Annotated in this window: 13 protein-coding genes; 9 read left to right on the top strand and 4 right to left on the bottom strand. The window is 56.5% G+C overall.

Annotated elements, in window-relative coordinates; translation table 11 throughout:
* Positions 1-15 precede the first annotated feature (15 nt).
* The 7 genes from pstC to RUA4292_RS13005 all read left to right on the top strand — a co-directional run bounded on the left by pstC (position 16) and on the right by RUA4292_RS13005 (position 7,319).
* Positions 16-1,488 (top strand): phosphate ABC transporter permease subunit PstC, encoded by a 1,473-nt coding sequence (pstC, locus tag RUA4292_RS13035; RefSeq protein ID WP_058277941.1) that lies wholly within the window; start codon positions 16-18, stop codon positions 1,486-1,488.
* Positions 1,485-2,846 carry a phosphate ABC transporter permease PstA gene (pstA, locus tag RUA4292_RS13030; protein WP_145974948.1) on the top strand — a complete coding sequence of 454 codons (1,362 nt, stop codon included), beginning with the start codon at positions 1,485-1,487 and terminating at the stop codon, positions 2,844-2,846. Before pstC ends, pstA begins: the two co-directional genes overlap by 4 nt.
* A gap of 12 nt (positions 2,847-2,858) precedes the next feature.
* Positions 2,859-3,656, top strand: a complete 798-nt coding sequence (pstB, locus tag RUA4292_RS13025; protein ID WP_058278199.1) for a phosphate ABC transporter ATP-binding protein PstB — start codon at positions 2,859-2,861, stop codon at positions 3,654-3,656.
* A gap of 16 nt (positions 3,657-3,672) precedes the next feature.
* Positions 3,673-4,374, top strand: a complete 702-nt coding sequence (gene phoU, locus RUA4292_RS13020) for a phosphate signaling complex protein PhoU (protein ID WP_058271623.1) — start codon at positions 3,673-3,675, stop codon at positions 4,372-4,374.
* 12 nt (positions 4,375-4,386) lie between these two features.
* The gene (gene phoB / locus RUA4292_RS13015) at positions 4,387-5,076 is read left to right on the top strand and encodes a phosphate regulon transcriptional regulator PhoB (protein WP_058277939.1); all 690 of its coding nucleotides are present in this window, start codon (positions 4,387-4,389) and stop codon (positions 5,074-5,076) included.
* A 125-nt stretch (positions 5,077-5,201) separates the two neighbouring features.
* Positions 5,202-6,431 carry an acyl-CoA dehydrogenase gene (locus RUA4292_RS13010; RefSeq protein WP_058277938.1) on the top strand — a complete coding sequence of 410 codons (1,230 nt, stop codon included), beginning with the start codon at positions 5,202-5,204 and terminating at the stop codon, positions 6,429-6,431.
* Between the two features lie 120 nt (positions 6,432-6,551).
* Positions 6,552-7,319 (top strand): SDR family oxidoreductase, encoded by a 768-nt coding sequence (locus RUA4292_RS13005; RefSeq protein WP_058278198.1) that lies wholly within the window; start codon positions 6,552-6,554, stop codon positions 7,317-7,319.
* Here the strand turns inward: RUA4292_RS13005 and RUA4292_RS13000 are convergent.
* Both RUA4292_RS13000 and RUA4292_RS12995 read right to left on the bottom strand, forming a co-directional pair.
* Positions 7,316-8,185: an acyl-CoA thioesterase gene (locus RUA4292_RS13000; protein ID WP_058277937.1), complete on the bottom strand. Its 870-nt coding sequence runs from the start codon at positions 8,183-8,185 to the stop codon at positions 7,316-7,318. The genes RUA4292_RS13005 and RUA4292_RS13000 overlap by 4 nt on opposite strands.
* A gap of 49 nt (positions 8,186-8,234) precedes the next feature.
* Positions 8,235-9,464: a serine hydrolase domain-containing protein gene (locus RUA4292_RS12995; RefSeq protein ID WP_058277936.1), complete on the bottom strand. Its 1,230-nt coding sequence runs from the start codon at positions 9,462-9,464 to the stop codon at positions 8,235-8,237.
* Positions 9,465-9,660: 196 nt separating this feature from the next.
* Between RUA4292_RS12995 and RUA4292_RS12990 the strand changes: the two genes are divergently transcribed.
* Positions 9,661-10,269 carry a 2-hydroxychromene-2-carboxylate isomerase gene (locus tag RUA4292_RS12990; RefSeq protein ID WP_058277935.1) on the top strand — a complete coding sequence of 203 codons (609 nt, stop codon included), beginning with the start codon at positions 9,661-9,663 and terminating at the stop codon, positions 10,267-10,269.
* Positions 10,270-10,277: 8 nt separating this feature from the next.
* Here the strand turns inward: RUA4292_RS12990 and RUA4292_RS12985 are convergent, their stop codons facing one another.
* Entirely contained in the window at positions 10,278-11,303 is a 1,026-nt protein-coding gene (locus RUA4292_RS12985; protein WP_058277934.1) for a phosphotransferase, read from the bottom strand.
* A gap of 23 nt (positions 11,304-11,326) precedes the next feature.
* Positions 11,327-12,145, bottom strand: a complete 819-nt coding sequence (locus tag RUA4292_RS12980; protein WP_058278197.1) for an SDR family oxidoreductase — start codon at positions 12,143-12,145, stop codon at positions 11,327-11,329.
* A gap of 134 nt (positions 12,146-12,279) precedes the next feature.
* Here RUA4292_RS12980 and RUA4292_RS12975 point away from each other — a divergent pair, with 134 nt between their 5' ends.
* Positions 12,280-13,281, top strand: coding sequence for an NADPH:quinone oxidoreductase family protein (locus RUA4292_RS12975; RefSeq protein ID WP_058277933.1), 1,002 nt, complete (start codon positions 12,280-12,282; stop codon positions 13,279-13,281).
* Positions 13,282-13,299 lie beyond the last annotated feature (18 nt).

Genomic DNA, 13,299 nt, shown 5'->3' with positions numbered 1-13,299 from the left:
CCCCACGGAGTTCTCATGGCGTTATCCTGGCTGTTGCTTATCCTGCTTGCGCTGGCAGTGATCGGATTTTTTGCGGGTCGGTCCCGCGCTTTGGCAAGTGCGGGTGGAAACGTCCGCGATTTGCATTCTTTACCGTCTTACTACGGTTACAACGTTGCGCTGACGGCTCTGGTTCCCGCAGTTGGCGTGCTGATCGTCTGGCTTCTTGCCCAGCCGATGATCGTAAACAGCACGGTATCCAGCCTCATTCCTGATCAGGCAGTGCCCGAAGGGTCGGAGCGTGGCCTGATCATGAGTGAAGTGCGCCGCGTCGCCTACGGCCTGGACGGCGCTGTCGCCAGCGGTGCGATGACCGAAACTCAAGCCCAGAACGGCAATGCGGATATCGAAGCGCTGACGAAAACGCTGAAAGACGCAGGCCAGGTTCTGACTCAGGACATCACACAGCCCATTCTGGTCGCGGCACAGAAGTTCCGCAGCATGACGTCCACAGGGACAGTTGCGATGCAGGTCGTGGTCCTGGCGTTGGCTCTGCTCGGAGCGGCATTTGCCTATTTGCGCACGCACAAGGAGTTTCGGGCCCGCAACGTGGTAGAGCAGGGGGTTCTGGCCCTTCTTTTGCTGGCCGCGTCAATCGCGATCCTGACAACCATAGGCATTGTTCTGTCGATGCTGTTTGAGACAATGAACTTCTTCCAGCTGCATTCGTGGAAGGACTTCTTCTTCGGCAGCACGTGGGCCCCGAACTTCCGCGGAGGCAGTGAGCTGTCGATCCTACCGCTGCTCTGGGGCACGCTGTACATCTCTGTGATCGCGCTGCTTGTGGCGGTCCCGATTGGGCTGTTCGCCGCGATCTATCTGTCTGAATATGCCTCGGGCGTCACGCGATCTGTCGCCAAGCCACTGCTGGAAATCCTCGCCGGTATTCCGACCATCGTTTACGGTCTGTTTGCGCTGCTGACTGTGGGTCCGGCGCTGGTGTCGATGTTCGGCGATGGCGGCGCGCTGGGTGTGGGTTGGATGGCCAGCTCAAACGCGGTCCTGACCGCTGGGTTGGTTATGGGGATTATGCTGATCCCGTTTGTCTCGTCACTGTCGGACGACATTATCAACGCGGTGCCTCAATCCATGCGGGATGGCTCGCTTGGCTTAGGCGCCACGCATTCGGAAACTGTGCGCAACGTGATCCTACCGGCCGCGCTGCCCGGTATTGTCGGCGCGATCCTTCTGGCCGCAAGCCGCGCCATTGGTGAAACGATGATCGTTGTTATGGCCGCGGGCGCAATCGCCAAATTCTCGGGCAACCCGTTCGAGGCGATGACAACCATCACCACGCGAATTGTCAGCCAGCTGACAGGCGATACCGATTTTGCCAGCCCCGAAACGCTGGTGGCTTTTGCTCTGGGTCTGACCCTGTTCATCATCACGCTGGGGCTGAACATCTTTGCCCTCTACATCGTACGCAAATACCGGGAGCAGTACGAATGACCGATATTTCCCAAATGCCTGACGCTGCTCCGACCACGAAGCCCAAGGGCGGCTCGCTGTTCGAAAAGGACGCGCGCACCAAGCGGCGCAACGCAGCTGAAAGCCGGTTCAAAATGTATGGCATTGCCGCCATTGGGATCGGATTGCTGATGCTGATTGTGCTGGTGACCAATATTGTCACCGCTGGCACCGGTGCGTTTCAGCAAAGCTTTCTTGCACTGAATGTCGAATTGAAGGCCGACAAGCTTGACAAGAAGGGCAACCGGAACATCGAGGATATCAAGAAGGTTTCGACCTTTGGTTATGCCCCTCTGATCGCGTCTGCGCTGGAAAGCGAAGTCGAAAAGCTGGGCATCCAAACAGACCTGAAACCCAAGGAGATGGGCAAGATCCTGTCCAAGGCGGCGCAGGCCGAGTTGCGAAACTATGTGATCGCCAACCCTGATGAGATCGGCAAAACGGTCAGCTTCCGCTTTTTGGTCAACAGCCGTGTCGATGGCTACATGAAAGGCCGTGTGACCCGCGAGTCGATTGCCAACGACAAGAGTATCTCGGTCGAACAGTTGGATTTCGTGGATCAACTGCGCGATGCAGGTGTGCTGTACAAAGCCTTCAACCCGGATTTCATTTTCGGTGCAGATGCGTCGGACCAGCGGCCCGAAGCGGCTGGGATCGGTGTCTCTATGCTGGGTTCATTGTTCATGATGTTGGTCGTCCTGGCGCTGGCCTTGCCCATCGGTGTGGCGGCTTCGATCTACCTAGAAGAATTCGCACCCCAGAACCGGCTGACAGATATCATCGAGGTCAACATCTCGAACCTGGCCGCTGTGCCGTCCATCGTGTTCGGTATTCTGGGTCTGGCCGTATTCATCAACTATATGCACCTGCCGACGTCCGCGCCGCTGGTCGGTGGTCTGGTGTTGACGCTCATGACCTTGCCGACGATCATTATCTCGACCCGTGCGTCGCTCAAGGCGGTTCCGCCGTCGATCCGAGATGCGGCGCTGGGGGTAGGGGCCTCGAAAATGCAGGCGGTGTTCCACCATGTCCTGCCGCTGGCCGCTCCCGGTATTTTGACCGGCACTATCATTGGCCTTGCGCAGGCGCTTGGGGAAACCGCGCCGCTGCTGCTGATCGGGATGGTGGGCTTTATCGCCTCGAACCCGCCCGATGGCATTGTCGCGGGCTTCCTGTCACCAAACTCGGCCATGCCAGCGCAGATCTATGAATGGTCCAAACGCGCCGACCCGGCCTTTTACGAACGCGCATGGGGGGGGATCATCATCCTGTTGATCTTCCTCGTTACAATGAACACCATTGCGGTACTTCTGCGCCGCCGCTTTGAACGCCGCTGGTAAATGGGGGCTATTATGAATGATATGACACGAGTGGAGAGAACCGTGGACTCCAAAGCCATCAAGATCGCCGCCAACAACGTTCAGGTTTATTACGGCGACACGCACGCCATCAAAGACGTGGACGTCCAGATCGAGGACAAGACCGTGACGGCCTTTATCGGCCCATCGGGCTGCGGCAAGTCCACTTTTCTGCGCTGCCTCAACCGGATGAACGATACTATCGACATCTGCCGGGTTGAGGGCGATATCCTGCTGGACGGCGAAGACATCTACGACAAGCGCGTCGACCCTGTGCAGCTGCGCGCCAAGGTCGGAATGGTGTTTCAGAAACCAAACCCGTTTCCCAAATCGATCTATGACAACGTGGCCTATGGCCCACGCATCCATGGCCTTGCAAAGAGCAAATCGGAACTGGATGATATCGTTGAGAAATCTCTGCGTCGTGCTGCGATCTGGGATGAGGTCAAAGACCGCTTGGACGCACCCGGAACCGGCCTGTCCGGTGGTCAGCAACAGCGCCTGTGCATTGCCCGTGCCGTGGCAACCGAGCCTGAGGTTTTGCTGATGGACGAGCCATGCTCGGCGCTTGATCCGATTGCCACTGCGCAAGTCGAGGAACTGATTGACGAACTGCGCTCGCGCTATTCGGTGGTGATCGTAACCCACTCGATGCAACAGGCCGCGCGAGTCAGCCAAAAGACGGCGTTCTTCCATTTGGGCAACCTCGTGGAATTCGGAGAGACCGGCCAGATCTTTACCAACCCCGAAGATCCCCGCACGGAAAGCTACATCACCGGCCGTATTGGCTGAGGACAGGTATTTGAACATGACCGAACAACATATTGCATCCGCATTCGACCGCGACCTTGAAGCGGTTCAGGCCCATATCATGAAGATGGGTGGTCTGGTCGAGGCCGCGATCATGAACGCTGCGCGCTCGCTCGAGACCCGGGATGTCGAATTGGCCCAAGAGGTGCGTCAGGGCGACAAAGCCATTGATGCGCTTGAGGATCTGATCAACGAAGAAACCGCGCGAGTGATCGCGCTGCGGGCACCCACAGCGAGCGACCTGCGTCTGGTTCTGTCGGTTCTGAAAGTCTCGGCAAACTTGGAACGTATCGGCGACTATTCCAAAAACATTGCCAAACGCACCACGGTTCTTGTCGACGCCGGCGAGATCAACGGCAGTGCCGCGGCCCTGCGCCGTATGGCGCGCGAGGTTGAGCGGATGCTGCGCGACGCGTTGGACGCTTATATTCAACGTGACGCAGAATTGGCCGCTGACGTGATCCAGCGGGATGAAGAAGTAGACCAGATGTATAACGGCCTGTTCCGCGAGTTTCTGACCTTCATGGCTGAAGATCCCCGCAACATCTCGTCGTGCATGCACCTGCATTTCATCGCAAAGAACATCGAACGTATGGGCGATCACGTTACAGCCATCGCTGAACAGGTGGTTTATCTGGTGACTGGGGAACGGCCGTCGGAAGCACGTCCCAAAGCTGATACCACCTCGCAAACCGCCTAGGAGGCAACGATTATGTCCGCTGATCAGCCTACGGTACTGGTTGTTGAGGATGAACTGGCCCAGCGTGAAGTGCTGGCTTACAACCTCGAAGCAGAAGGGTTTCGTGTATCCAAGGCGGCCAATGGTGACGAGGCGTTGCTATTGGTTGATGAAGACAATCCGGACATCATCGTTTTGGACTGGATGATGCCCAACCTCAGCGGGATCGAAGTGTGCCGCCGCCTTAAAACGCGCCCGGATACACGATCGATCCCCATCATCATGCTTTCAGCCCGGTCGGAAGAGGTCGACAAGGTGCGTGGTCTGGAAACCGGGGCGGATGACTATGTGGTCAAGCCGTATTCGGTTGTCGAGCTTATGGCGCGCGTGCGCACACAGTTGCGCCGTGTTCGCCCGGCGACGGTCGGTATCAAGCTTGAATTTGCGGATATCATTCTGGATTCCGAGACACACAAGGTCAGCCGCAACAGCAAGCCGCTGAAACTGGGCCCGACCGAGTTTCGTCTGCTGAGCACGTTCATGGAAAAACCGGGTCGTGTCTGGAGCCGCGAACAGTTGCTGGACCGGGTCTGGGGGCGCGATATCTACGTGGATACCAGAACGGTAGACGTTCACATCGGCCGCTTGCGCAAGGCGCTGACGCAGCATGGCGGTGAAGATCCCGTGCGTACGGTCCGCGGCGCAGGGTACGCCTTGGGGTAAAGACACGGGGCAGGGCGCATCGCCCTGTTCTATGCGGTTTACTCATGGTTCGATGCGAAACTGTAGCTGTTATTTGCGGTTACGGCAGGGTAATTTGCGACAAAGCCGACTAGCGGAGAACCAAAATGAACGCCCCGAACACCAAACCGACTTTGCGCGCCAAAGATGCACCTGACATGGGGGCGTTCTCGTGGGACGATCCATTTCGTCTGGCGGATCAGCTAACAGAAGATGAGCGCATGATCGCCGCGAGTGCGCAGGCATATTGTCAGGAAAAGCTGCAACCACGGGTTCTGGAAGCTTTCCAGAACGAGGAAACGGACCCGGAAATCTTCCGCGAAATGGGTGAAATGGGCCTTTTGGGCACCACGATCCCCGAAGAATACGGCGGTCTTGGTGGCGGTTATGTGTCCTACGGCCTGGTCGCGCGCGAGGTTGAGCGTGTGGATTCTGGCTATCGCTCGATGATGTCGGTACAAAGCTCATTGGTGATGTACCCGATCTATGCCTATGGCAGCGAAGAACAGCGCCGGAAGTACCTTCCGAAACTGGCCAGCGGCGAATGGATCGGCTGCTTTGGTCTGACAGAACCTGATGCCGGCTCGGACCCGGCGGGCATGAAAACCCGCGCGGAAAAGATCGACGGTGGTTATCGACTGACCGGCAGCAAGATGTGGATCTCAAATTCACCCATCGCAGACGTCTTTGTGGTGTGGGCCAAGTCCGACGCGCATGACGGCAAGATCCGTGGCTTTGTTCTGGACAAGGGCCTCAAAGGTTTGAGCGCGCCTAAAATTCAGAACAAGATGAGCCTGCGGGCATCGATTACGGGTGAGATCGTTCTGGATGGCGTCGAAGTGGACGAGGGCGCATTGCTGCCGCATGTTCAGGGCCTGAAAGGGCCGTTCGGCTGTCTGAATCGCGCCCGTTATGGGATCAGCTGGGGCGTCATGGGCGCCGCAGAAAGCTGCTGGCACGGTGCGCGTCAGTATGGTCTGGACCGCAAACAGTTCAACAAGCCACTGGCGCAGACGCAACTGTTCCAACGCAAACTGGCTGATATGCAAACCGAGATCGCCCTGGGCCTGCAAGCCAGCCTGCGCGTAGGCCGTTTGATGGATCAGGCCGAAGCAGCGCCTGAAATGATCTCGATCGTTAAGCGAAACAACTGCGGCAAAGCGTTGGACATCGCACGGATGGCCCGCGACATGCACGGTGGCAATGGCATCTCACTGGAATTCCAGGTTATCCGCCACATGGTCAATCTGGAAACTGTGAACACCTATGAGGGCACGCACGACGTTCATGCGTTGATTTTGGGGCGAGCACAGACCGGACTTCAGGCCTTCTACTAGGATATTCTAAATACCGCATAATCGGTATTATGGTAAAAACTGAGTATTGGCAATTTCCGGTTTTCCCAAAATTGCCAATGCCTTACGATGCCTTTCAAATCGTCCAATTCGGAGCCCCTGATGAACTTGAATGGCAAGACTGTGGTGGTCACCGGTGCAGCCAACGGTATCGGTAAAGGTCTGGCAACCCGGTTCGCGCGCGAAGGTGCAACGGTCGTATGCGCAGACATAGACACCGAAGCTGCGCGTTCTGTGGCCACTGAAATCAATGGACACGCGGTAACATGCGATGTTTCAGACGAAGCCAGTATCAAAGCGTTGATTGATCACGTCGAAGATGAGATTAGCCCGATTGATCTGTTTTGTGCAAATGCCGGCATCCTGACTCTTGGTGGTCTGGACGTTCCGGATGAAGACTGGGAGCGGATCTGGAAGATCAACGTCATGTCGCATGTCTGGACCGCGCGTCATCTCGTTCCGCATATGATCGCGCGCGGCGGTGGCTACATCATGACAACGGCCTCGGCTGCGGGACTTTTGAACCAGCCTGGCGCTGCACCATACGGCGTTTCCAAACACGCCGCCGTGGGCTTTGCCGAATGGCTGTCGCTGACATACAGCCATAAAGGCCTGCGCGTTTCCGTTCTATGTCCGCAAGCGGTTCGGTCCGAAATGACACGCGGCTTTGAGGATTCGGTAGCGTCTATCGACGGTATGCTAGAGCCTGAAGACGTGGCCCAGGCCTGTGTCGAAGCCATTGAGTCCGAACAGTTTCTGGTGCTGCCGCATTCGAAAGTGTTGGACTACATTCGGCACAAATCCAGCGATTACGACAGCTGGCTTAGGGGTATGAATAAGTTAAATCAACAGTTTACGGGCGATGATTAAAGTTTCTTCTGGGCTTTTCGCATCAGGCCTTCCTGCGTGACCGACGCAACCAAAGTGCCATCTTGTGCATAAATCGACCCTCGGTTGAAGTTGCGCCCTCGCCCGCTCCAGGGCGAATCCATCGAATACAGATGCCAGTTTTCAAAATGGATCGGCGCGTGGAACCACATGGCGTGATCCAGGCTGGCCCCATTGACCTGACCCGTAAACCAGCTGAGGCCATGCGGTCGCATACCTGATCCCATCAGATACATGTCTGACGCGTAAGTCAGCAGCAATTGCTGTGTGGCAGAATCCGCCCCCGCTGCGCCGGGCATGCGGAACCAGACCTGATTTCGATCGTCCGATTTTTCAGGATGGAACGGATCAAGATGGCTGGCCTCACGGACCTGAATCGGCCGTTCGCGTGTCAGTTCTCCACGCATGTGTTTGGGTACCAAATCCACGTACTTCTTGCGCAGTTCAGTGCGCGACGGATAACTTTCCGGGTCCTCCATCTGGGGCATCTCATGGTGATGATCCCAGCCTTCATCCTGAATGTGAAACGAGGCCGATACGTTCAAGATCTGTTTGCCATGTTGTATCGCGACCACGCGCCGTGTGGTAAATGAACCTCCATCCCGGGCTCTATCAACCTGATAAATAACAGGAATAGATGGATCGCCCGGGCGAATAAAATACGCATGCAGCGAATGGCACAGCCGATCATCCACAGTACGGTACGCCGCCGCCAGAGCCTGCGACACCACCTGCCCGCCAAAGATTCGCGTCGGAGTCTCGCCGCCTGACCCGGTGCCTCGGAACAGGTCAACTTCGAGCCTCTCGAGGTTCAAAAGGTCAAGAAGGACACGTTCTGCTTCGGTCATTGGCGACTCTCCGGTTGGCTATGAAAGAGGCGTATCAGCGCCACCCGGGTCAATCAACCAACGCGCCCATTACCAGCGCCTTTAGCTCGGATCGGGACGGGTAAGAGCTGGACGGGGACAATTGGGTGAAGAATACGGCCGACAGATCATTGCTGCGGTCAATCCAGAAGAATGTCGAAGCCATACCGCCCCAACTAAAATCACCTAATGACCCAGGTGTTCGGGTTCTGCCAGGGTTGATGATGACAGACCCGGCCAGACCAAATCCCATGCCTTCCATCGGTTGCTCGGCAAAGCTTTGCGGGCCCATCGAGGCGATATCGCCCGGCAAGTGGTTTTGCAGCATGAAGTCGACTGTCTTTGGACCCAGCAAGCAGTGGCCGTTGCCCTGCCCCCGGTTTCGCATCATCTCGGTGAATTTGACGTAGTCGTCGATCGTGCTGACCAGACCGCCGCCGCCCGAAAAGGTCGTCGGCTTTACAAATGGGGATGCGCCTGCCTCGTCTGTCAATCGCAGGGTGTCGCCGCCGGTCTCGGCTGAATTCAGCGCCATCGCGTCTCCGGCCAGCGGCGTATAGAGAGACGCGAACCGATCCCCTGCCCCTTTGGGCACAGAAAATCCGGTCTCGGCCATCTCAAGCGGCTCAAAGATCTCTTGCGCGAAGAACTGATCCAAGGTTTTGCCGGAAACAACCTCGACCAACCGGCCTAACACATCAGTGGAAACTGAATACTCCCAACGGGTTCCGGGCTGGAATGCCAATGGCAGTTGTGCCAGTGCGCCGATCCTGTCCTTCAAAGCCCCTTGATTGGGGCTAAAAATCAGCTTCTGTTCATCCATCGCTGCCGGGAGAACACCGGGATTGAACGGATAGCTGAATCCGCTTGTGTGGGTCAGAAGCTGATGCAGTGTCGGGGATGGTGCATCTTCGGTTTGATCCAGCCTCTCCGCCCCAGGAACAAGAGCCTGAACGGAAGCAAATTCAGGCAGAAAATCAGAAAGCTGCGCGTCGAGGTGGAACAACCCACGCTCGGCCAGCATCATCACCGCGACCGAGGTGATGGGTTTCGTCATAGAATAGATCCGCACAAGCGTATCGCGCTGAAACGGTAGGCCCTTTTCAACATTTCTAAGGCCACAGGCGTGAAAGAACGCCTCGGACCCATGGTGGGTCAATAGTAATGAACTGCCCGCGTATTTGCGCTCATCGACATAGCGCTGCATCCAGTCCCGTATGCGGTTCAGGCGGGTAGGATCAAGGGTGGTCTGGCTGAGCATGGGTTTCTCGAACCTCCTCGGCGGTTTGGTTGATCTTGACCGGTGACGCACTGAATTAACAGAGGAATTCCTGATTTCCCACATCGTGACCAACGGCCAGTGCGCGTCAGCCTTCCCGCCTGTACACTAGACGCGTTATAGATTCGTCTGGTGGTTCAGAGTTCATTTGACAGATCGTCGTATCGGAGTTTAGACAATGACGCAGACCATAGATTTCATTTTCGATTTCTGCAGCCCAAATGCATTTCTGGCCCACAAGGTCTTGCCCGAACTGGCGGAACGAAATGGCATGCAGGTAAGCTATGTGCCCGTGTTGCTGCCCACGATATTCAAGGCGACGCATAATCAGAACCCGTTCGAGGCATTCTCGGAAAACCGCCAGAAAACGGCCTATCTGACCCATGATCTTCATCGCTTTGCCCGCAGACGCGGATTGAATTTTCATATGAGCCCGCATTTCCCGGTGAACACCAAATTTGCCATGCGCGGTGCTGTATTTGCCTCGGGTAAATCATGGGAATCCAAATATATAAACGCGATATTTGATGCGATTTGGGTACATGGCCAAAAAGTCGATGAACTGGGTGTGCTGATGGATATATTGCAGGAAAACAAACTTCCCGCGCGCAAGATCCGCGAGGCCATGACGGGTGCCGAAATAAAGCAGCGGCTCAAAGAGCAATCCAAGGCCGCCGTAAAACGAGGCGTATTCGGAGTGCCCACAATGTTTGTGGGCACCGAGATGTTTTTTGGCAAAAACAGCCTTGGCAATATTGAGTTGGAGCTTGCCCGGCCATCAGCCTGACAGAAGATCTAAGAATTCAGTGCTTCAAGCCCGTGTTTTGCAAAAACCGGAACATAAGCCCCAAATACCTGCGCGCGTTTGGGATCAGACGCGTTGCCATCCAATGCGCGCTTGTACACACCCTGTAGAATTCCGGCCATTCGGAAGAAATTGAACGCCAGGTAGAACCCGAAAGTTTCAATCCCAGGTAAGCCGCGACGCTGGCAATACCGCCCGATAAACTCTTGATCCGACGGTATTCCCAGGGCTTGACGGTCGATGCCTGCCAACCCGCGCCCCTCGTTTCCGGGGGGCAGTTGCCACTGCATGATGACTGCTGCCAGATCTGCGTAAGGGTGCCCGATCGTCGACAGCTCCCAATCCAGAACGCCAATGCAGCGCGAACCGTTTTGCTCGAACATCAGATTGTCGATGCGGTAATCACCATGCACCAAAGTTCGCTGCCCGTCATCCTCCGGAATGGCCCCCTCAAGCGCGGAAATAAGCGCGTCCATTTCGGGGATGGTCGTTGTCTCGGATGCGCGATACTGCTTGGTCCATCGGGCAATTTGGCGCTCAAAGTAATTGCCGGGCGGGCCATAGTCGGACAGGCCTACTGCGTCCACATCAACGTCATGCAATTCCGCCAGCACGCGGTTCATTTCATCGAATACACCACTGCGAGTTGCGTTGTCGGCCTCATCCACCGTCGGCTCAAGGAATACACGCCCCTGCAACCGTTCCATGACATAAAACGCCGAACCGATGACGTCGTCATCCTCGCAAAGCAGCATCACCTGAGGGACCGGAACCGCGCTATCGGCCAGAGCGCTTTGAACGCGAAACTCGCGTTCCACGGCATGGGCTGACTTCAGCAAAACGCCTGGCGGTTTACGGCGCAGCACATAAGTCTTGGACGGTGTGCGCAGTTCGAAAGTTGGGTTGGATTGTCCAATGGCGAACTTCGTCGCTTCCGGCGGACCCATGTAACCGTCCAAATTTGCGCTGAGATAGGTGTCTAGCGCCGTCAGGTCGAGTTGTGATTTATCGCGCATTTCCAATAACTATTCCCCCGGGGCTATAGTGCTTCGGCGAAGAGATTGCCGGCGGTCACCACGTTTAGGCCTCCAGAAACCGGGATGACGGCTCCGGTCACATAGCTGCCGCCACGCCCGCACAGGAACAACATGCACCCGGCGATATCTTCGTCGCGACCTACACGGCCAAGCGGTACCGTCTTGCCAACCTTTTCGCGCGTCCCTTCGTCTGCCGTCGCAAAGGCTGTCATCCGTGACACAAATGGCCCCGGCGCAAGTGCGTTAACAGTGACGTGATAGGGCGACAATTCCTTGGCTAGGATTTTGGTCAAGTGGAGCACGGCGGCTTTGGACGCGGAATAGCTGTAAGCACCGTCGCCCATCGGTACCTCGCCCATTACTGATCCAACGTTGACGACGCGCGCCGGATCGTCCGGTGTTCCGGACTTCATCAGCATCGGCAACAGGCGTTGTGTCAGTTCGAACAGACCAGCGACGTTGACGGAATTGACCTTTTCCCACGCGTGATGGGGAAACTGTCCCAGCGGTGAACCCCAAGAGATGCCCGCATTATTCATCAGGATATCAAGGGTATCCGTGCGATTCTTGACCTCATCGACTATGGCCAGAACGCCTTCTTCCGTTCCGACATCGCCGCTGAAACCTTCGGCGCTGCCGGGCGCGTCCAGAGCATTCAGCTCGGCCGCGACGGTTTCACAGGCTTCCCCCTTGCGCGACGCGATCAGCACGCGTACCCCTGCCCTTACAAGCGATTCCGCAGCCATCCGGCCAATGCCGGTGGCACCACCTGTCACCAGTGCGGTTTTTCCCTGCAGCGAAAATAGGGTTTCAGGGGTCATGGTCTGCTCCTCGGTTTTGAATTGTGGCACAGGTGGCGATTTTCGGCGAGATTTGCACCCTGCGGAATTCTTGACAACATTCACCGCTGCGCCAAAGGTCCTCTCAACCGAATAACAAGGACAAGACAGTCATTATGCAAGCGTTACTCAGCGTCGCGCCGGGCGGACCGGATACTTTGGAACTTACGACCCAGCCCGACCCGGTGCCAGGAAAGGGAGAGTTGCTGGTCGGGGTTAAGGCTGCTGGCGTCAATTTCCCCGATACGTTGATGATCCAAGACCTGTATCAGATTAAACCACCCAGACCATTTGCCCCGGGTGGGGAAATTGCGGGTGAGGTATTGGGCGTTGGCGAAGGCGTAACCGGATTCGAGGTTGGGGACAGGGTTCTGGCGCTGACCGGATATGGCGGTTTTGCCACGCAATTGACGGTCAAGGCGGCCATAGCCGTGAAATTCCCCACATCGATGCCATTCGATGACGCGGCATGTTTCATTTTCACCTACGGCACGTCCTACCACGCGCTGAAAGACCGTGCCGCATTGCAGCCTGGTGAAACGCTTTTGGTGCTGGGTGCCGCAGGTGGTGTCGGTAGCGCGGCCATTGAGCTGGGCAAGGCGATGGGGGCGCGTGTCATAGCGGCCATATCTTCTCAGGAAAAGGCGGATTTTTGCCGTCAAATCGGCGCGGACGACACAATCGTATATTCCCGCCAGATGGACCGCGACGCCCAAAAGGCATTCTCTGGCGAAATCAAGGCCATGGCGGGCGCAAATGGCGTGGATGTCGTCTATGATGCCGTTGGTGGGGATTATGCCGAACCAGCGCTGCGCAGCATGGCGTGGAATGGCCGGTTCCTTGTTGTTGGGTTTCCGGCCGGTATTCCCAAAGTCCCACTCAACCTACCATTGTTGAAGGGCTGCCAGGTCGTTGGCGTGTTCTGGGGGGCTTCGGTCTATCGGGATCCCAAGGGCCATGCCGAAAATATCAGCGAGTTGTTCGACTTATACGCCAATTCACAGATAAAGCCGCAAATCAGTCGGCGGTTTCCTTTAGCGGATGCAAGCGAGGCACTGAAATTGTTGAACGACCGCACCGTTCTTGGAAAAGTTGTGGTAACGATGCCAGAATCCTGACTGGTTTTCGACGCTTGG

It is taken from the genome of Ruegeria atlantica (genome assembly GCF_001458195.1).
Classification (GTDB): Bacteria; Pseudomonadota; Alphaproteobacteria; order Rhodobacterales; family Rhodobacteraceae; genus Ruegeria; species Ruegeria atlantica.
Note: the sequence above shows the minus strand (reverse complement) of the source record. Positions and strands in the feature narration are given on the sequence as shown.

Coding starts and splice junctions, on each gene's coding strand:
- pstC (WP_058277941.1), top strand. CDS start 16: ATGGCGTTATCCTGGCTGTTGCTTATCCTGCTTGCGCTGGCAGTGATC.
- pstA (WP_145974948.1), top strand. CDS start 1,485: ATGACCGATATTTCCCAAATGCCTGACGCTGCTCCGACCACGAAGCCC.
- pstB (WP_058278199.1), top strand. CDS start 2,859: ATGAATGATATGACACGAGTGGAGAGAACCGTGGACTCCAAAGCCATC.
- phoU (WP_058271623.1), top strand. CDS start 3,673: ATGACCGAACAACATATTGCATCCGCATTCGACCGCGACCTTGAAGCG.
- phoB (WP_058277939.1), top strand. CDS start 4,387: ATGTCCGCTGATCAGCCTACGGTACTGGTTGTTGAGGATGAACTGGCC.
- RUA4292_RS13010 (WP_058277938.1), top strand. CDS start 5,202: ATGAACGCCCCGAACACCAAACCGACTTTGCGCGCCAAAGATGCACCT.
- RUA4292_RS13005 (WP_058278198.1), top strand. CDS start 6,552: ATGAACTTGAATGGCAAGACTGTGGTGGTCACCGGTGCAGCCAACGGT.
- RUA4292_RS13000 (WP_058277937.1), bottom strand. CDS start 8,185: ATGACCGAAGCAGAACGTGTCCTTCTTGACCTTTTGAACCTCGAGAGG.
- RUA4292_RS12995 (WP_058277936.1), bottom strand. CDS start 9,464: ATGCTCAGCCAGACCACCCTTGATCCTACCCGCCTGAACCGCATACGG.
- RUA4292_RS12990 (WP_058277935.1), top strand. CDS start 9,661: ATGACGCAGACCATAGATTTCATTTTCGATTTCTGCAGCCCAAATGCA.
- RUA4292_RS12985 (WP_058277934.1), bottom strand. CDS start 11,303: ATGCGCGATAAATCACAACTCGACCTGACGGCGCTAGACACCTATCTC.
- RUA4292_RS12980 (WP_058278197.1), bottom strand. CDS start 12,145: ATGACCCCTGAAACCCTATTTTCGCTGCAGGGAAAAACCGCACTGGTG.
- RUA4292_RS12975 (WP_058277933.1), top strand. CDS start 12,280: ATGCAAGCGTTACTCAGCGTCGCGCCGGGCGGACCGGATACTTTGGAA.